General features: G+C 69.9%; 20 protein-coding genes. 12 read left to right on the forward strand and 8 right to left on the reverse strand.

The features are described from left to right. The first annotated feature begins 117 nt into the window (after positions 1 to 117). The 3 genes from MILUP08_RS20110 to MILUP08_RS20120 all read left to right on the forward strand — a co-directional run bounded on the left by MILUP08_RS20110 (position 118) and on the right by MILUP08_RS20120 (position 3,195). A complete protein-coding gene (locus tag MILUP08_RS20110; protein ID WP_007460952.1) occupies positions 118 to 492 on the forward strand; it encodes a YciI family protein in 375 nt (124 codons plus the stop codon). Next, positions 492 to 1,742 carry an RNA polymerase sigma factor gene (locus MILUP08_RS20115; protein ID WP_007460954.1) on the forward strand — a complete coding sequence of 417 codons (1,251 nt, stop codon included), beginning with the start codon at positions 492 to 494 and terminating at the stop codon, positions 1,740 to 1,742. Before MILUP08_RS20110 ends, MILUP08_RS20115 begins: the two co-directional genes overlap by 1 nt. A gap of 202 nt (positions 1,743 to 1,944) precedes the next feature. After that, positions 1,945 to 3,195, forward strand: a complete 1,251-nt coding sequence (locus MILUP08_RS20120; RefSeq protein WP_007460956.1) for a cellulose binding domain-containing protein — start codon at positions 1,945 to 1,947, stop codon at positions 3,193 to 3,195. Positions 3,196 to 3,330: 135 nt separating this feature from the next. Here the strand turns inward: MILUP08_RS20120 and MILUP08_RS20125 are convergent, their stop codons facing one another. Both MILUP08_RS20125 and MILUP08_RS20130 read right to left on the reverse strand, forming a co-directional pair. Beyond that, entirely contained in the window at positions 3,331 to 3,813 is a 483-nt protein-coding gene (locus MILUP08_RS20125) for a hypothetical protein (RefSeq protein ID WP_007460958.1), read from the reverse strand. 53 nt (positions 3,814 to 3,866) lie between these two features. Beyond that, entirely contained in the window at positions 3,867 to 4,643 is a 777-nt protein-coding gene (locus tag MILUP08_RS20130; protein WP_007460960.1) for a group II truncated hemoglobin, read from the reverse strand. An 85-nt stretch (positions 4,644 to 4,728) separates the two neighbouring features. Between MILUP08_RS20130 and MILUP08_RS20135 the strand changes: the two genes are divergently transcribed. Both MILUP08_RS20135 and MILUP08_RS20140 read left to right on the forward strand, forming a co-directional pair. Beyond that, entirely contained in the window at positions 4,729 to 5,067 is a 339-nt protein-coding gene (locus tag MILUP08_RS20135) for a winged helix-turn-helix transcriptional regulator (protein WP_007460962.1), read from the forward strand. 94 nt (positions 5,068 to 5,161) lie between these two features. Then, positions 5,162 to 6,037, forward strand: a complete 876-nt coding sequence (locus MILUP08_RS20140) for a maleylpyruvate isomerase N-terminal domain-containing protein (protein ID WP_007460963.1) — start codon at positions 5,162 to 5,164, stop codon at positions 6,035 to 6,037. A 22-nt stretch (positions 6,038 to 6,059) separates the two neighbouring features. Here MILUP08_RS20140 and MILUP08_RS20145 read toward each other — a convergent pair whose 3' ends face one another. After that, positions 6,060 to 6,407, reverse strand: coding sequence for a hypothetical protein (locus MILUP08_RS20145; protein WP_007460965.1), 348 nt, complete (start codon positions 6,405 to 6,407; stop codon positions 6,060 to 6,062). Positions 6,408 to 6,523: 116 nt separating this feature from the next. Between MILUP08_RS20145 and MILUP08_RS20150 the strand changes: the two genes are divergently transcribed. After that, positions 6,524 to 7,165, forward strand: coding sequence for a DUF7003 family protein (locus tag MILUP08_RS20150; protein ID WP_007460967.1), 642 nt, complete (start codon positions 6,524 to 6,526; stop codon positions 7,163 to 7,165). A 190-nt stretch (positions 7,166 to 7,355) separates the two neighbouring features. Here MILUP08_RS20150 and MILUP08_RS20155 read toward each other — a convergent pair whose 3' ends face one another. Continuing rightward, positions 7,356 to 7,703: a DUF6193 family natural product biosynthesis protein gene (locus tag MILUP08_RS20155; protein ID WP_007460970.1), complete on the reverse strand. Its 348-nt coding sequence runs from the start codon at positions 7,701 to 7,703 to the stop codon at positions 7,356 to 7,358. A 98-nt stretch (positions 7,704 to 7,801) separates the two neighbouring features. Here MILUP08_RS20155 and MILUP08_RS20160 point away from each other — a divergent pair, with 98 nt between their 5' ends. Beyond that, entirely contained in the window at positions 7,802 to 8,185 is a 384-nt protein-coding gene (locus MILUP08_RS20160; RefSeq protein WP_007460972.1) for a hypothetical protein, read from the forward strand. Between the two features lie 43 nt (positions 8,186 to 8,228). On the opposite strand, the gene MILUP08_RS20165 is transcribed toward MILUP08_RS20160, so the two are convergent. From MILUP08_RS20165 to MILUP08_RS20180, 4 genes are read right to left on the reverse strand one after another with little or no spacing between them, the layout of a single operon-like run. Next, complete coding sequence (locus MILUP08_RS20165; protein WP_007460974.1) at positions 8,229 to 8,831, reverse strand: hypothetical protein; 603 nt, start codon at positions 8,829 to 8,831, stop codon at positions 8,229 to 8,231. After that, positions 8,831 to 10,063 carry a hypothetical protein gene (locus tag MILUP08_RS20170; protein ID WP_007460976.1) on the reverse strand — a complete coding sequence of 411 codons (1,233 nt, stop codon included), beginning with the start codon at positions 10,061 to 10,063 and terminating at the stop codon, positions 8,831 to 8,833. The genes MILUP08_RS20165 and MILUP08_RS20170 overlap by 1 nt, the downstream gene beginning before the upstream one ends. 59 nt (positions 10,064 to 10,122) lie before the next feature. After that, a complete protein-coding gene (locus MILUP08_RS20175) occupies positions 10,123 to 10,950 on the reverse strand; it encodes a protein phosphatase 2C domain-containing protein (RefSeq protein ID WP_007460979.1) in 828 nt (275 codons plus the stop codon). A 15-nt stretch (positions 10,951 to 10,965) separates the two neighbouring features. Beyond that, positions 10,966 to 11,946, reverse strand: a complete 981-nt coding sequence (locus MILUP08_RS20180; RefSeq protein ID WP_202805226.1) for an NADPH:quinone oxidoreductase family protein — start codon at positions 11,944 to 11,946, stop codon at positions 10,966 to 10,968. Between the two features lie 123 nt (positions 11,947 to 12,069). Here MILUP08_RS20180 and MILUP08_RS20185 point away from each other — a divergent pair, with 123 nt between their 5' ends. The 5 genes from MILUP08_RS20185 (at position 12,070) to MILUP08_RS20200 (ending at position 17,839) form a co-directional block, all read left to right on the forward strand. Beyond that, positions 12,070 to 12,684, forward strand: a complete 615-nt coding sequence (locus MILUP08_RS20185; protein ID WP_007460983.1) for a TetR/AcrR family transcriptional regulator — start codon at positions 12,070 to 12,072, stop codon at positions 12,682 to 12,684. A gap of 190 nt (positions 12,685 to 12,874) precedes the next feature. Then, positions 12,875 to 16,339, forward strand: coding sequence for a ThuA domain-containing protein (locus MILUP08_RS20190; RefSeq protein WP_007460985.1), 3,465 nt, complete (start codon positions 12,875 to 12,877; stop codon positions 16,337 to 16,339). A 201-nt stretch (positions 16,340 to 16,540) separates the two neighbouring features. After that, positions 16,541 to 17,077 carry a DUF6817 domain-containing protein gene (locus MILUP08_RS20195; protein ID WP_007460986.1) on the forward strand — a complete coding sequence of 179 codons (537 nt, stop codon included), beginning with the start codon at positions 16,541 to 16,543 and terminating at the stop codon, positions 17,075 to 17,077. Further along, entirely contained in the window at positions 17,070 to 17,501 is a 432-nt protein-coding gene (gene coaD, locus MILUP08_RS34730) for a pantetheine-phosphate adenylyltransferase (protein ID WP_237747138.1), read from the forward strand. Before MILUP08_RS20195 ends, coaD begins: the two co-directional genes overlap by 8 nt. Beyond that, positions 17,495 to 17,839: a cupin domain-containing protein gene (locus MILUP08_RS20200; RefSeq protein WP_007460990.1), complete on the forward strand. Its 345-nt coding sequence runs from the start codon at positions 17,495 to 17,497 to the stop codon at positions 17,837 to 17,839. The genes coaD and MILUP08_RS20200 overlap by 7 nt, the downstream gene beginning before the upstream one ends. Positions 17,840 to 17,909: the final 70 nt, after the last annotated feature.

Below are 17,909 nucleotides of genomic sequence, written 5' to 3' on the forward strand. Positions count from 1 at the left end.
GGGCTCGCCTCGGTGGCGGCGACTAAAGATTTTCCGGGGCCGTGTCGATGCGCCGGCCGCCCGTTCGACGTGGGGGTGCGCGGGTCGAGAGGCGGCCCGCCGGAGGAGGAGAACGCGATGTCGACGTACATGCTGATCTTGCGAGGCACCGACGAGTCGAACGCGGCCCTGATGGCCTCGATCGGCGAGGCGATGGCCGCGACCCGGACGTTCATCGAGGAGATGGTCACGGCCGGCGTCCTCCTCGCGGCCGAGGGGCTTGACGATCCGGCCCAGGGTGTCGTGGTCGACTTCGGCGGCGAGGCCCCGGTGGTCACGGACGGGCCGTACGGCGAGACGAAGGAACTGTTCGGGGGCTACTTCCTGCTCGATGTCGCGTCGAAGGAGGAAGCGGTGGAGTGGGCCAGGAGGTTCCCGGCGGTCCGCGGCTCCAAGATCGAGGTCCGGCGGGTGGCCGGGGCCGACGAGGTCCCGGGCGACGGCCGGCCCTGATGGGTACGGCCGACGTCGAGGCCGTCTGGCGGATCGAGTCGGCGCGGATCGTCGCCGCGCTGACCCGGTTCACCGGCGACTTCGGGCTGGCCGAGGACGCCGCCCAGGAGGCGGTGGCCGAGGCGCTGGTGTCGTGGCGGCGTGCCTCCCCGGCCAATCCGGCCGGTTGGCTGATGGCCACGGCCCGTCGGCGGGCCATCGACGCGATCCGCCGCCGAAGCGCGCTCCGGGAGCGGTACGCCCTGCTGGCGGCCGACGCGGCAGTCGACTCGGCAGTCGACCCGGTGGCCGGCTCGGCAGTCGACGAGGACATCGACCCCGACCGGATCGACGACGACGTGCTGGCGCTGATGTTCGTCAGCTGCCACCCCGTGCTCTCCCCCGAGGCCCGGGTGGCGCTGACCCTGCGCGTCGTCGCCGGTCTGTCCAGCGAGGAGATCGCCCGCGCGTTCCTCGTGCCCGTGCCGACCGTGCAGGCCCGCATCACCCGCGCCAAGAAGACCATCGCGGCGGCCCGGGTGCCGTTCGAGCTGCCGCCTGCTGCCGAGCGTCGGGAGCGACTGGGAGGCGTGCTCAGCGTCCTGTACGTGATCTTCACCGAGGGGTCGACCGCCACGTCGGGCGACCGGTTGCTGCGCCCCGACGTCGCGTACGAGGCGATCCGGCTGGCCCGTACGCTTGCCGCGCTCGTGCCGGACGAGCCGGAGGCGCACGGTCTGCTCGCGTTGTGCGAGCTGACGGCTGCGCGCTTCCCGGCCCGGACCGGCCCGGACGGCTCGCCGGTCCTGCTGGAGGACCAGGACCGGCGGCGGTGGGACGGCTCCGCGATCCGTCGCGGGCTGGCCGCGCTGGCCAGGGCGTCGACGCGCGGGCTCGGCCCGTACGGCCTGCAGGCCGCGATCGCCGCCACCCACGCGTCGGCGTCCTCGGTCGAGGCGACCGACTGGGACCGGATCGTCGTGCTCTACGAGGCGCTCGGCCGGGTCGCGCCCTCACCGGTGGTCGACCTCAACCGGGCCGTCGCCGTAGCCATGGCCTCGGGCCCGGCGCGGGCTCTGGCCATCGTGGACGAGCTGATCGCCGCGAACCGGCTCCCCGGATCGCACCTGGTCCCGACCGTACGTGGCGAGTTGCTGACCCGGCTCGGACGGCGACCGGAGGCGCGCGCCGAGCTGGAGCTGGCCGCCGGGCTGTGCGCCAACCAGCGCGAACGCTCGGTGCTGCTGCGCAAGGCGGCCACGCTGGGTTGACGTTATATTGACACTTGTCGTTACAGCAGTGATAGTAACTGCGTACCGCTCCCATCGGATCGCCTGTGGGGACCCCGCCGGGTGGTCGACGTGTTCGCCTCGACCTGGCCCGTGGCCTGCGCTGACCACTGCTGTCGCAGCGCGAACGACAAGCCGCCACCGTCGCCGCAGGGAGCCCACCGTGACATCCGTTGGAGGGTGCATGAGAAGGAGATCGACGATCTACGCGGGGCTGGTGACAGTCGTCGTCCCGGTCGCCTCGGTGATCATGGCGCTCGGCGCGACACCGGCCGGCGCCGCCGTCGGCGGTTCCGGGCCGTATCCCGCGGACTACGAGACCTCGGCAAGCCTGGCCAACCACACCATCTTCCGACCCCAGACGCTCCCCTCCGAACGCCTGCCCATCCTCGTCTGGGGCAACGGCGGGTGCTCGGCCAACGGCCTGTCCCAGGGCAACTTCCTGCGCGAGATCGCCTCGCACGGCTTCCTGGCCATCGCCAACGGCGCCCCGAACGGATCCGGCTCCACCACCTCCCAGATGCTCACCCAGTCGATCGACTGGGCCGTCGCGGAGAACTCCCGACAGGGCAGCAAGTACTTCAACAAGCTCGACACGACAAAGGTCGCCGTCGCGGGCTTCTCCTGCGGAGGGCTTGAGGCGTACGCCGTCTCCGGCGACCCGCGCGTCACCACGACCGGCATCTTCAGCAGCGGCCTGCTCAACGACGCCGACGACTACCAGCTCAGGAGGCTGACCAAGCCGATCGCGTACTTCGTCGGCGGGCCCAGCGACATCGCCTACCCCAATGCCATGGACGACTGGGGCAAGCTGCCGGCCGGGCTCCCCGCCTTCATGGGCAACCTCAACGTCGGTCACGGCGGCACCTACGACCAGCCCAACGGCGGCGAGTTCGGCCGGGTGGCGGTGCTCTATCTCAAGTGGCGTCTGAAGGGTGACACCACGGCCGGCGCCAACTTCGTCGGCGCGGACTGCGGCCTGTGCCACAGCCAGTGGACCGTCCAACAGAAGAACCTGACGCTCGACGGCGGCACGCCGCCCACCACGCCCCCACCGACCACTCCCCCGCCGACCACGCCCCCGCCCACCACGCCGCCACCGACCACGCCACCGCCCACCACGCCCCCGCCGACCGGCGCCCCGGGCTGCACCGCCGTCTACTCCGTGCAGGACCAGTGGAACGGCGGATTCGTCGCCACCGTGACCGTCACCGCGGGGACCTCGGCGCTCACCGGCTGGCGGGTCACCCTCACCCTGCCGAGCGGGGCGTCGGTCAGCTCGCTGTGGAACGGCGTCGCCAGCGGCACCAGCGGCACCGTCACCGTCGCCAACCAGAGCTACAACGGACGACTGGCGGCGGGTCAGGCCACGAGTTTCGGGTTCCAGGGCACCGGAAACGGCAGCGGCACCACCGCCGCCTGCACCGGCAGCTGACGCTTGTCGGCTCGGCGGGCCGGTGCCTCCGCGCCGGCCCGCCGAGATCCACTCGGCTTCCAGGAAGTCGGGGTGTTCGCTGACCGGGGATGGACCGGTTTCACGGAAGCCGAGTGGATCACGCGGCGGGACAGGTCAGGCCTGTCGCCACACCTGGAACGTCTGCTGAACGTGCCACGTGCCGTCGGGCTGCCGTGCCTCGTTGCGCCAGCGGAACTCGTTTGCGCCGATGTCGGAGAAGGTCCACCGCAGATCCCCGCCGTCGAGCACGATCTGCTCGCCGACGCGAGCCGCCCGGAAGGTGTGCGTCCGATGCCGGCCCGGCCCCACCCACGTCGAGCGCCAGATCCCCGGACCGGCGCCGGGATCGGGGAACCGCACGCTCACGCCGTGTTCGACCCCGGGCAGGATCCAGACATCGGTCGTCGCCCGACCGGCCAACGCGTACCCGAAGTGCCACTCGCCGCGGCGGACGGACGAGGACCCGTCGGGGTCGTACTCGGTGCAGTCCAGCGCCCAGGAGCCCGTGAACTGGCCGAACAGGCTGAGGTCGACGCCGTCGGCCGGGCCGTCCGCGAGGAAGGCGGCACCGACGGCGAGGGATGAGGGGCGCGGCATGCCGCAACGATAGCCAGCGTGACGGCCACCCGCCCGCCGTCGCGGGCACGCACTCAGGAGGGCTGCGGGGCCTGGTAGGGCGGGGCAACACCCCAACCCCAGCGTGGTACGGGCGCCTGCCGGACCGGGTCCGCGGCCGGCTGCGAATTGTGTACGGCCAGCCGCGTGCCCCACTCGAGGTAGCTCGTGAAGGCGGCCCGGAACTCCGGATCATCGGGCAGGCCGACCTCGTCGGCGGCGTCCGTCATGAGGTTTACCCACCGTCGACGCTGCGCCTCGCTGATCGCCCTGCCCAGGTGCTTGCCGACCATGTGGCGGTAGCCGCCGCGCTGGCCGGTGTAGGCAGCCGGCCCACCGAAGACCTCGGCGAGCCAGACCGCCACGTACCGGGCGTGGTCGGGGTCCATGTTCGCGAACATCGGCGCGAGAAGGTCGTCCGACCGGACCAGGCGATAGAACGCGTCGCAGAGCTTCGTGAACGCGTCGGTGCCTCCGGCCCACTCGTACAGGCTCGGCGGCGCGGCGCCACCGGGACCGGCGACCGAGGTTCGGGCGTAGTGCCGCATCTCCTCGATGTCCTCGACGTACGGCTTGACCGCGGCGAAGAACCGCCCGAACACCGGGCCGCCCCGGAACCCGTTCAGGTGCTCGTCGACTGACGTCCAGGTGATGCGCAGCACGTGACAGGCGGGGTCGTCCAGACAGCGGCTCAGCTCGTAGTCCACGCACTCCGGCGCCGCCCTCAGCTCGCCGGCGGCCCGCTCGTACGCCGCCTCGAAGCCCTCCAGCCGCTCCGGCGGCACGCGGTACCTGATGTACTCGATGACCATGGGTACAGCCCAACACCCACGGCGACGATGATCAAGTACGCACCATCTGGTGCGTACCATTCGGTGTGTACCGGAGGGGGCCACGATGGCCAAGCGTTACCACTGCCCGGTGGAGTTCGCCGTCGACGTCATCGGCGGCAAGTGGCGGCCGGTGATCCTGGCCCACCTCAAGGAGGGCGTCCACCGCTATGGCGAACTGCGCCGCCGGATGCCCGGGGTCAGCGAGAAGATGCTGACCCAGCGGCTGCGTGAGCTGGAGGCCGACGGGCTGATCCTGCGACACGACCACGAGACCTCGCCACCGCACGTGGAGTACCGACTCACCGAGGAGGGACGCAGTCTGGCCCCGGTGTTGCAGGCCCTCTACGACTGGGGCGCCGCGCGGGCGGCGCGTACCGGCACCACCATCGAGGAGACCGGTTGAGCGGTTCCACCGGCTCTGCTGCCGTGGCGAATGACCGCACGTTGGAAGAAGTCCCCGTCCGAGCGAATGGCCGATACTGCTCGACGTGAGTGAAATGGCAGGTCCGGACCGCTGGAGTGTGGCCAACACGGCACTGCGGGCGGCTGCCGACCGGTTCACCGGCATGGTGGCCACCGCACTCTCGCCCACGGTCAAGGTCACCGCCGACTGGACCCTCGCCGACACCGTCGCACACGTGGTGTCGATCGCGGTGCTGTACGTGTCCAGGATGGAGGGCACCGAGGTCGCCATCCGGGTGCCGGGCCTGGAGGACATGCTCGCCGTCACGAACGTCGACACGGTGGCCGACGTCAACGACCACGTGCTCGCCCACTTCACCGAGCGGGACCCGCGAGTCCTGCTGTCGCAGCTCGACACCGCTGTCGCCCACCTCCTGGCCACGACCGCCGATCCGCGCTCGACGGTGAGTTGGCTGGGCAACGCGCGGGTGACGGTCGGCGGCCTGTTCGCCCACCTGACCAACGAGCTGCTCGTGCACGGCTGGGACATCGCACGGGCACTGCGCCGACCGTGGCCGATGCCTGACGAACACGCCGCGCTCTACTGGGAGCTGTTCATGTTCGACATGCTGCGGGACTCGTACGGGGTGCTGCTCAACACCGCACTGCCGATGCCTCGCCACCACGTGTCGGTGCAGTTCCGCTCGCGGTTCACGCCGACCACGACGCTGACGCTTGGCGACCGCAGAGTGTGGATCGCACCGCCCGACGATCCGTTCGACGTGCGCGTGCGGTTTCGGCCCGCCCGGTTCAACCTGATGATGTTCGGCCGGATCGGCATCGCTCAGGCGGTGCTGCGGCGCGACGTCGTCATCGGCGGGCCGAGGCCGTGGCGGCTGCCCGCCTTCCTCCGGGTCGTGCACATGCCCAACGGTCGGCTCGCGCCGGCGCCGGGGCGACCGAGGGCATGATCGCCGCGCGGCCGGTCGGCTGTCAGCTGGCCCGGTAGGTGAGGTAGCGGCCCTCCGGCCAGCTGTGGACGTTGTTGAGCTCGGTTGCCGGGCCGCTGCAGTCGGGGGTCCGGTAGCCGGGCACCGAGCCGAAGCCACCGCTCCAGGTGAGCATCCAGGCGGCATCGGCCGGGACCTGGTGGCAGATGCCGTCCGGGGCGGCCAGCCTGCCGGCCACCTCGGTCGGGTAGCTCGAGTAGAAGACCAGGCCCTGGTCGGGGCTCTGGAACGGCTCGCCGGCCGCTGCGGGCGACCCCGGCAGCGTCACGGCCAGCGTGGTGAGCAGAGCGGCGGTGAGACCCGCGGCGAGCCGGTGGGCGGATGTGCGCATGAGCGTCCTTCCGGGACGGCGTTCAGGGAGCGGACCGAGACCTGACTCAGCCCAGAGTTAGAGTGACACACATCAATGCGGTAGGCCATCCAGGCGAGTCGTTACACTGCACGGCCATGCGCTCCGGCGAGATCCTCGACCAGCTCGACACCGCAGCCGGAGACTTCAGGTTCCCGGACCTGGGCCACGGCTACTACTACGCGGTCGATGCGCGGCTGCACGCGTACCGCGACGCGCACCGGTGGGCGCTCATCGTCGAGACGGTGGGTTACTCGCCCAGGGCCGGAAACCTCATCGACGTCCTGCACGTCTTCGGCAACTGCCTCACCGAGGGGCAGCCGGGCTACGGCAACGAGGACTTCCTCGGTCGCGTCGACAACCCCGACGAGATCGAGGACATGGACGAGCCCGAGATCTACTGCGGAAACCCGATCGTCGTACGCGGCCGGCGGATCCCGGTGGCAGCCGAACCGGGCGAGGAACTTGTCGACGTGCTTCGCCGGCTCGTTCCGGAGCACCGGGAGCTGCTCCTGGCCGACGAGGTCGAGCTGCGGCGGCGGATCCCGGCCGACCTCCCGGAGATCCTGCGGTTGGATCAGTGGCACCACCCGGACCCCGCCCGGGACACCCTTCCCAGTCAGTCAACGACCTTCCGTCAGCTCGCCGACGTGCTGGCGACAGGGGACGCGGGTCGGTACGCACCAGACCTGCCTCCCAACACCCACTGGTCCCACTGGCCGGAGTCCGGGAACCTGTAGCGCCCACCTCGGCCGGCGGACGCTCTGGTCGGAAGCCAGGGCTGGTACGCCGACGTCCGCGTCGCCGGTGATCACGTCGTGATCTTCCCCGGGCGGATCTTCCGGTACGTCATTGCTGATGACGCGGCGCGCGCCGAGGCTGAGAGGTGCGGGAGGCGCGCTGGCGTTCCCCCCGCACCAGCGCGGCAGATCAGTGCTCCGACTCACCCGGTGCCGGATCGGGAAGGCTCGCGACGACGAGCTCCACCGCTTCCACTGCTGTCGTGGCCTCACCGACAAGCTGTTCATAGCCTGGGGTGAAAACCCGGTAGGGAGGGCCGCCACAGACGATGAAGGGCAACTCTTCCCTCGGGACAGCAGGGTACGGTTGCCGCGCGTACCTGAAGAACTTCAGCGTCCCGTGCGTGGGAAACGGGAAGAGCGTTCGCAGCGTCGGGTCTTCGTAGGCGGCCTTCACGACCGGATCGCCCGACCACCAGCCAGATGTGCCGTGAACGAGCTCGCGCCAGGATTGGGCGGCCTCGATCTTTTCGTCCATCGTGGCATCCTCCCACCGCACCGACGCGCCGATCGCAGCAGATTACGCTTCTGGTCACCGCGAACGATGGCGTGCTGCAGACCTGGGGAGAGTGTGGGGTGAGCCTCGACATCTCGGTGTGGACACCGGACGACGACGCCTACGCCGGTCGGAGTGTCCTCGCGGACCCGCCCGGCACCAGCACTGCCGTAGGAGCTGAGAACTTTCGTCACACGTTGTGGGGCTCCGCGGCCGCTCGGCATCTCGGCGCGACGTTCCTGCCGCAGCTCGCCGACATCACTGTCGAGAACCGTGGGAATCTCCAGATCGCTCCGAGCCAGCTCGACGCCTTCGAGCGAGAGTGCGGGCTCCTGGCAGACAACGTCGAGCACCTTTCCGCCGCGACGGGATACGACGCGAGACGCATCCTCCACCACCTGACCAACATGCGACACGCCGTGGAGCGCGCCAGGGCGGTGGGCGGTGGCGTCATCATCTGGTAGGTGGCATGCGGGCGCGCCGGCTGGGTGGCGAACCTCAGGGTGTTCAGAGGTAGTCGAAGAACCGCGTGAACCACGTCGCATCGGCCGTTGGACCGAAGACCCATCCGTTGGGCCCGTCGTAAGGCGTGGCGAGGATGTGCTCGGGCACGACGAGGTAACCGAGACCGGAAAGTGCGTACTCGATTCGTTGCCGGTCGTCGGGGTGCACGTAAGGCTTCTGGTCGCTTGGACTGGACGCCCCGTAGGTGGCGAGGCCACCGAACTTGCTGACGTTCACGATCAACGACAGCGGGATCCGTGTGCGCTTCTGGCGACTGCGGCTGGCCTCGGCGGGAATCCAGATGCTCCCGAGGCTGGCAGAGTCCTGAGCCATCTCCGAGTCGCACGGGTAACCATAGGTCTCGCTCAACCGCTCTGCGAGCCGGGCGAACCGGCCCTGGGCCGGGGCGGGGTCGAAGTCCCGTGGCACCTCCAGACCGTAGCCCTCACCTCGCGACAGCCGCTCGTTCAACGCTGCGGACACGGCTGGCGGCATGACCCCCTCCACCATGGCTCGCAGGATCGACTCGCGCCCGATGCCGTCTTTCACTGGTGCGACCGGTTCGTCCAGTGCCCGGAGTATCGACCACCAGTCCTCGTCCACCATTAGAGCCGCTCCTCGACGATCGGAAAGGCCCGGCGCACGTCCGTCAGGAGCTCGTTCCGCCGCGCGGCGTACGTGCTGACCGCCGCCCAGAGCGCCTCCAACGCGGCCTGGAGCGGGTCCGCCTCGCCGGCGGCCACGAGTGCCGGCAGCGCCATCGCGACCGGGTTCACCGGGGCGTCGAGAGCCTCGCCCAGCGGATCAGCCGGGCCGAAACCCGCCGGACGCAGCGAGACGATCGAGAACGTGACGGGCGGCTCGCCGAGGATCCGCGTCCACAGTGCTCTGGAATCGGCGAACTCGGCGGGTAGCGGCAGCCCTCGATCCAGGGCCGTCCATGCCGGTGCCATCCAGTCGAGGTCCGCGATACCGGCGACGGTGAACGCCTGCCGTGCCGCCCAGATCGCGATCTGCCGCTGGATGCCGGCGTCGACGGCGGCCACCCCGTCGACCAGGTCCCGGTCCAGCAGGACGATGCCGTGAACATTGCCGCGAACCTGTCGGAGCCGCTCAGTCGGTAGACGGCCGCCCCAGCGCCGCAGCTCATCCCGCCTGCGGTACTCCTCGTCGCGACGTTCTCGCTCCAACCGCCTGCGCTGCTCGGCTTCGACCTGCTCCCACAGGCTGCGTGCGGGGGGCAAACCGGCCGCCCAGCCGTGCCAGTAGGCGGCGGCCCGGCTGGTCTGGCGCAGGATCGCGTCGGTACGCGTCGCGGCGTCACTCGGGTCGCCGCCCGTCGCGCCCTCCGGCCAGAAGCACAGCAGGTAGCGGTCCGGTCGCCGATCCATGTAGGTGTAGTCGCCGTCGTCCATCTCCTCGGGGTCGAGTCCGCCGAACGGGTCGCTCCCCGCGTCCATGCCCGTGGCGCAGTACCGCACGCGGTAGGCCGGCAGCCGGCCGGTGTCCTGCCCTTCGGGGATCAGCCGCAGCTGGGCGAGTGGCCCGTCGCCCCAGGGAACCAGGTCGACCACCGCGTCCCTCGGCCGAAGCGACACCTCCACCACCTCTTCCCACGCGTCAGTCGCGGCCGGCGGCTCACCGTCGTACGCCTCGATCCGGAAGTCGACCCGCCCGGAGTGCGTGCCGGTCATCAGGAACAGCGCGCCGGGGCAGCCGGCCCCGCAGAGGCCGTTCGCCTGCCCGGCGAACGCCCCCTCCATGTTCGGCAGCTCACGACTCGTCACGTAGATCTGCCCGTAGTCGACCGGAGCCTTGCCGTCGAAGAGAACGCGCATCGGCCGATCCTGTCATCGACCGGCGGGCGCCCGCTGTCCCCTCGCCCCTCTGAGCTGGTTCACAGTCGGTACCGTGGCAACGCCGTCCAGTGGGCCACCGTCGCATCGTCCGGGGCCTGAGCGTCGGGGCCACCGGCCATCCGAGCTTCGGCCTGCCGGACGCGGTCGATGACACCGGACGGGCCGTAAGCGGTGAGCAGTTGCAGTACGCCGGGCCAGTCGGTCAACCCGTACGGGCTGACGATCCGGCTGGCGCCGTTGCTGAGCATCGCAATGCCGTTCAGGTCGTCCACGGCACGGCTGCCGGTGACCGCCTCCCGTGCGGCGCGCGGGTCGTCCTTGGCGATCCAGTAGCCGCCCGGCCGGTTGCGGCGGGCACGCAGCGCCGTGGCGCAGGAGGCGCGGATGCGGTCGTACTCGGGAGTTCCGGGTGTGACGCCGCTCAGCGGCCGTGAACACTCCCGCCTGGCGATCACCTCGCGCTCGTCGGTGACCACCTGCGGGCCACCGCCGACATGGTCGAGGACGAGGAACGAGTCCGCGAGCAGGAGATGGTCCAGGCGTCCCCGGTGGGCGCGGACCATCAGGACGGTGGCCTGCGGACTGCGGGGGTCCGCGATGTCGCAGGTGGCGCTGTGCGCGGCGGCGACCTCACCGATGGCGCCGGCGAGGATGTCCGGGAGGTCCCGTCCGTCGTTTCGCGACAGGCCACCGAGCAGCGTGCCGCCGAGACGGTGGGTGTACCAGGCGACTCCGTGCGCGCAGAGCTCTTCGGCTCCCGGAATGCCGGCACCGTCCAGCAGCACGACGGCGCCCGGAACGGCACCGACGAAGTCCTCGTTCGGCCGGCCGGCCCTACCGGCGCTCGTGGTCAGGCTGACGCGCATTCGCGGGCACCTCGCTCAGAGCCGTAGCGCGAGCTTGCCCACGGTAGCCCGTGCCTCCAGTTCCGCGAGCGCCTTCGGCCCCTCGGCGAGCTCGTAGGTGGTGGGCTGGCCGGGGCCGAGCACCCCGGCGGCGATGAGCCCGAACAGCTCACCCATGAGCTCACCGAAGATGTGCGGTGCGGCCTGAATGAGGATGCCGATATTGAGGCCGATGACGTGAACCTGGTGCTTGTAGACCAGGTCCCAGTTGGTGATCGCGGCTTCTCCGCCGGCCAGGCCATAGACGACGACCCGACCGGTGACCCGCTTGGCGACGGTCAAACTGGCCTCAAGGGTGGCTCCACCAACCGACTCCAGCACCACGTCGACGCCCGCGCCCCCGGTCAGTCGCAGGACGTCGACGGCCAGATCGGTGCTGCGGGAGTCGACGACGTGGTCGGCGCCCAGGGCTCGTACCGCCTCGTGTTTGCCGGGTGAGGCAGTGGCAATCACCGTCGCGCCGTAGTGCTTGGCGATGGTCACCGCGGCTTGGCCCGTTCCGCCGGCAGCAGCGTGGATCAGCACGGTCTGTCCCGCGACGACCCCGCCCAAGGGCTTGAGCGCCGCCAGTGCGGTCGGCCAGTTCACGAGCAGGCCGAGCGCCTGCTCGTCGGTCCAGCCCGGCGGGACGGGGACCGCCGCAGCCGCGGGCAGCAGCAGGTACTCGGCGAATGCGCCACCTCCGATCGAGACGCCGACGACGTGAGTGCCGAGTTCCAGACCGGTCACTCCCTCGCCGATGGCGGTGACCTCACCGGCGCCTTCGATACCGGCCAGATACGGCGGCTGCGGGCCGCCCGCGAACGTGCCGTGCGCCTGCGAAATGTCGACGAAGTTGACGCCGGCGGCGAGGACCCGGATCAGCACCTCGCCGGGGCCTGGCTTCGGTACGGGCGCGTCGGTGATCAGGCGCAGGTCTCCTGGGCCCGTCAGAGATCTCTGCTGCAGGGCGCGCATGGTCGAGGCAGTACTCATGGCAACCGTCTCCTTATTGGTCGGACGACCAACAAATCCTGCATGGCTCAGTGACGGGGGTCAAGGTAATCTTGGTCGGTCGACAAAGAAATATGGAGAACCGTCATGGCAGCACGCGGCAGGCCGCGCACCTTCGACCCGGACACGGCCCTGCACCGGGCGCTGGAGGTGTTCTGGGACCGGGGTTACGAGGGAACCTCACTGAGCGACCTGGCGCAGGCCATGGGCATCGCCTCGGGCAGCATCTACGCCTGCTTCGGCAGCAAGGAAGACCTGTTCCGCAAGGTCATGGCGCTCTACGGCACGACCTCGGGCGAGCCACCCCGACGCGCGCTGCGCGAGCAGGCGACCGCCCGGGCCGCGATCCACGCCATGCTGCGCGCCACCGCTGATGAGATCACCCGCTCGGCGAAGCCGCACTACTGCATGCTCGTCCTGGCCGCGCCCACCGGAGCGGCGGAGAACCATGCGGTCCGGGAGTTCCTCGCCGACGGACGGCGTGGCCAGCACAGTGCCATCAAGGACCGGCTTGCGCGCGGGGTCACCGACGGCGAGTTCACCACGTCGTCCGTCGAGCTCGACGCTCTCGCCCGCTACTACGCCACTGTGGTGCAGGGCATGTCCGTGCAGGCGCGCGACGGCGCCACCCGCGCGGAGTTGGAAGCGGTCATCACCTGCGCGATGGCGGCGTGGGACGTACTGACCTCCACCCACCCGTAGCACGCCCAGGAATCCCCGACCGAGATCCGGATCCCCCGCCCATCAGCAGTAGGCGGTGCCGTCACGTGATCACTGCGCCAGGAAACCGCTTACCAGAGGGCTATTGACGGTCATCGTTGGGTCTCAGTAGCGTGATGCGGGCAGCGAGAAAGCGCTTTCCGACCCTCACCGTCCGACAGGGAGCGCCCCCATGCCCAAACACCTGCGCGCGTTCTGCCTCATCCTGCTCACCGTCGCCACCGTGCTGAGCACCACCACCGCCCTGCCCGCCGAGGCCGCACCCCGCTTCCGGGTGCTGGTCTTCTCCAAGATCACCAACTTCTACCACGACTCGATCCCGGCCGGCGTCGCCGCGATCCAGCAGCTCGGCGCCACCCACAACTTCGAGGTCGTCGCCACCACCGACGCGGCCGCGTTCACCGACGCCAACCTCGCCACCTTCGACGCCCTGGTCTTCAACAACACCAACTCCACGCCCGCCTCGGGGGACCTGCTCAACGCCAGTCAGCGCGCGGCGTTGCAGACGTTCATCCGCATCGGCGGCGGGTGGGCCGGCCTGCACGCCGCCTCGGCAAGCGAACGCGACTGGCCGTGGTACGAGGGCCTGGTCGGCACCATCTTCGACTACCACCCCGACTTCTCGGCCACCGGCGGCACGTACCCGGGTCGGGTCAAGGTCCTCGACCGCGCCCACCCCTCCACCCGCAACCTCCCGGAGCTGTGGGAGCAGAGCGAGGAGTGGTACAACTGGCGGACCAACCCGACCGGCAACGTGCACACCCTCGCGCAGATCAAGGTGCGCGACGGGATCAGCGGGATGGACGAGGGCGTCGACCACGCGTACTCCTGGTGCCAGCGCTACGACGGCGGCCGGTCCTGGTTCACCGCCGGCGGGCACGCCAGCTCCCGGTTCAGCGAGCCGGCGTTCCTGGAGCATCTGCGCTACGGCATCGAGTGGGCCGCCGGCGCGGTCGCCGGCGACTGCTCCGCCACCGAGACCGGGAACTTCGAACGGGTGGGTCTGGTCACCGAGAACCTGGCCGACCCCTTCGAACTGGCAGTCGCCCCGGACCGGAAGGTCTACTACATCCAGCGCACCGGCGCGCTGAAGGTGGTCGACTCCGACACGCTCCAGGTCACCACACTGCTGGACCTCGCCTACACCTCGGCGATGACCGACCAGTCCGACGGGCTGCTCGGGATGACCCTGGACCGCAACTTCGCCAGCAACGGCTGGGTCTACCTGCTCTGGTCGGACAAGACCCTCAAACAGCTCAACCTCTCCCGGTTCACGGTCGCCAACAACAGCGTCGCACTCTCCTCGGAGAAGCGGCTGCTGACCGTTCCGACGTACCGCGGTGTGGGTCGGGCCAACTCGCACATGGGCGGCTCGCTGGCCATGGACGCGGCCGGGCGCCTGTACGCCGCGATCGGGGACAACACCGACCCGTTCGCCTCCAGCGGCTATACCCCCATCGACGAGCATGCCGGGCGGGCCGCGTGGGACGCGCAGGGCACCGCCGGCAACACCAACGACCTGCGCGGCAAGATCCTGCGGATCACCCCGCAGGCCGACGGTACGTACACCGTGCCGAGCGGCAACCTCTTCCCCGCCGGCACCGCGAAGACCCGGCCGGAGATCTACGCGATGGGCATGCGCAACCCGTTCCGGATCACCATCGAGCCGCAGACGAACGCCGTGCTGGTCGGTGACTACGGCCCGGACGCCCGCGCGGCCGACCCCAACCGAGGTCCGGAGGGGACTGTCGAGTTCAACCGGATCACCGCCGCCGGCAACTACGGTTGGCCGTACTGCGTGGGCAACAACATCCCGTTCACCGACTACAACTTCGCCACCAGCACGTCCGGGGCGAAGTTCACCTGCGCGGCGCCGACGAACAACTCCCCCAACAACACCGGCCTGACCACCCTGCCGGCGGCGAAGTCGGCGCTGGTCTGGTACGCGTACTCCGCCTCCGCCCAGTTCCCGGAGGTGGGCACCGGGGGTGGCGGCCCGATGAGCGGGCCGGTGTACGACTACGACCCGGCCAACACACGCACCACGAAGTTCCCGGAGTACTTCGACGGCAAGTGGATCACGTACGAGTTCACCCGCAAATGGTTCAAGACACTCTCGATCCACAAGACCGCGCAGACCTTCACCAACTCGCGCTTCGGTCCGACCGCCGTGGGCGACCTCCAGTCGATCAACGGAATCTTCGACACCATGAGCTGGATCCAACCCTTCGAGGCGGAGTTCGGCCCGGACGGCTCGCTCTACGTCATCGACTTCGGTGAGGGCACCGGCAGCGGTCGCGGCGGCAGCAACGCCGGCGCCGGCATCTACCGCATCGACTACGTGGCCAACGGCCGGCCGCCGACCGCGAAGGTCGCCACCACCCCGGACAGCGGGCGTACGCCGCTGGCGGTGTCGTTCTCCTCGGCCGGCACGGCGGCCGGGGACGGCTCGGCACTCAGCTACGCCTGGGACTTCACCAACGACGGCACCACCGACTCCACCGCGGCCAACCCGAGCCACACCTACGCGACGGCCGGGAAGTTCACCGCCCGGCTGACCGTGCGCAACAGCGGCAACGGGCTGACCGCCAGCGCCGTCACCGACGTGGTGGTCGGCAACACCCGGCCCACGGTGACCATCACCGTGCCCGACGGCGGGTTCTTCGACTTCGGCGACAAGATCCCGTACACGGTGACCGTCACCGACCCGGAGGACACCACCATCGACTGCGCCAAGGTGACAGTCCAGACCCAGCTCGGCCACGACACGCACGCCCACCCGCTGGACGTCTACACCGGCTGCTCGGGGCTCCTCGCCACCGAGGCGGACGCCGGTGACGGCCACGGGCCGGGGCAGAACCTCTACACGGTCGTCACCGCGCAGTACACCGACGGCGGCGCGGCCGGCGGCGTACCGGCCCTGACCGGCTCGACCCGGGCGCAACTGCAACCCAAGAGCAAGGAGGCCGAGCACTTCAGCGCCCAGTCCGGCCTCACCGTGAACGACCGGGCCACCGCCCGCGCCGGCAAGCGGCTCGGCGACGTCGACCACAACGACTGGGCATCGTACGGGCCGGTGGATTTGCGCAACGTCGGCTCGGTGACGCTCGGGGTCACGAACGGCGGGCTCGGCGGCGCCATCGAGCTGCGCACCGGCTCACCGACCGGCACCCTGATCGGCACGGCCACCATCACCCCGACCGGCGGGTGGGACAACCTGGTCTCGCCCACCGTCACGCTTACCAACAAACCCGCCGGCACGACAGTCCTGTACGCCCGGTTCGTCAACGCCGCCCAGGTCGGCGGCACCCCGGACCTGCTCTCACTGGACTGGCTGCGGTTCAACGGCGCCGGCGTCAAGCAGGAACCGGGCGGGACGCTGTCGCTGGCGGCCAACCCGGCCAGTGGCGCCGCGCCGCTGACCACCACGCTGACGGCCACCGCGACGGCACCCGCCGGGCAGAGCATCACCGACTACGCGTGGGACTTCGGCGACAACAGCGCCGTCACGCACGGAGCGACGCTGCGGTCGACGAGTCACAGCTACGCGCGCAAGGGGACCTTCACCGCCCGGGTGACGACCACCTACACCAGCGGAGAGACCCGCTCGCTCAACCTGACCGTCACGGTCACCTGACCGCGGATCGGTGGCGGGCGGGGTCCCAACCGCCCGCCACCAAGCTGGCAGCCTCAATCTTGGACACTTTCCGTCATCGGCTGACGGAAAGTGTCCAAGATTGCAGATACCTGAGCGAACCGCCGGACGAAGCCCAGTGCTGTGACATAGCGCCCACACTGAGGGCCAACGAGACCGACAGCCAATCCCTACAGTCGGGCCATGAGCACCGACGAAGGCGTGCGGGCCTGGCTCCGCCGGCAGGGCGCGGAGGAGATCGCGCATCCCGGCGGGAACCTGTACGCCCACCTGTGTCGTGTCAGCGAACGACTTGCCCTGCTCGGCTGCGACAGTGACGTGCAGGCGGCGGGCCTCACCCACGCCGCCTACGGCACCGACGGTTTCGATCTCGCTCTGCTTGATCCGGCCGATCGTGCAGTGTTGCGGGATCTGATTGGCGCCGATGCCGAGGAACTGGTCTATCTGTACGGCGCCTGCGACCGTCGGCGTAGCTGGCGGGAGCTGGCCAGGACCGGCCAGGTGTTCGACCGATTCACAGATCAGGTGCGAACGCCGAACACGGCTCAGCTTCGGTCTCTCGTGGACCTGAGCATCGTCAACGAACTGGACGTCATCGAGCAGGATCCGGCCGTGGCGACCCGGCACGGCGCCTACTTCCGCGAACTGTTCGCCTCCTGGGCACCACTGGCCGGTGAGCAGGTCATCCGCGATGCGCAGCGGGTACTGCGCCGTGACTGACGGTCGCACCCGCATACGTGCCGTCTACCCCGGCAGCTTCGATCCCTTCACTCCTGGGCATGCGAACGTGGTGAACCGAGCACGCAGGATCTTCGACGAAGTGGTCGTGCTCGTCGCCGTCAACAGCTCCAAACATCCGGGACTCGGCGAAGAGGATCGAGCAGTCGCGGTCCGGGCAATTCTGCCTGCCGACTGGACCTCCGTCACTGTTGCGGCATGGAGTGGGTTGACCTCCACCTACTGCCGTCACCATGACATCGGAGTAATCGTCCGCGGCGTGCGGAACACGACCGACCTTCGGGCCGAGTATCAGCTTGCCGCAATGAACCAGTCGTTGGGGGTTCCCACCGTGTTTCTGCCCGCGCAGCCCGAACTGGCCGCACTGTCGTCGACAGTGGTTCGCACCAGGCTTTCGCCATGCTGATCATCGAAGGCGCGGGGCGGTGGACCGCGCCCGCCGGAGCCGCCAACGACTGGGTCGAACAGCTGAGAACGCCGGACCTGTCGGTGGGGACGTACTGCATCCCGGCGGGCGGTCTCGACGATCAGAGCCCGCACACCGAGGATGAGATCTACGTGGTCACCGCGGGACGGGCCCGGATCGTGACCCCGGACGGCGGGGCCGAGGTGGGGCCCGGTTCGGTGATCTTCGTACCGGCCGGCGAGGAGCACCGGTTCGTCGAGGTGACCGAGGACCTGGCGCTGCTGGTGGTGTTCGGCCCGGCGTACGGCTCGCGCGCTCCGGGTCGGCGAACCGAGTAGGACGGCCGAGGTCGCCGAGCCATGGAACTGCTCGTGTTGGGCCTGCTCGAAACGATGGGTAGCCTGCCGG

Source organism: Micromonospora lupini str. Lupac 08 (assembly GCF_000297395.2).
Lineage (GTDB): Bacteria > Actinomycetota > Actinomycetes > Mycobacteriales > Micromonosporaceae > Micromonospora > Micromonospora lupini.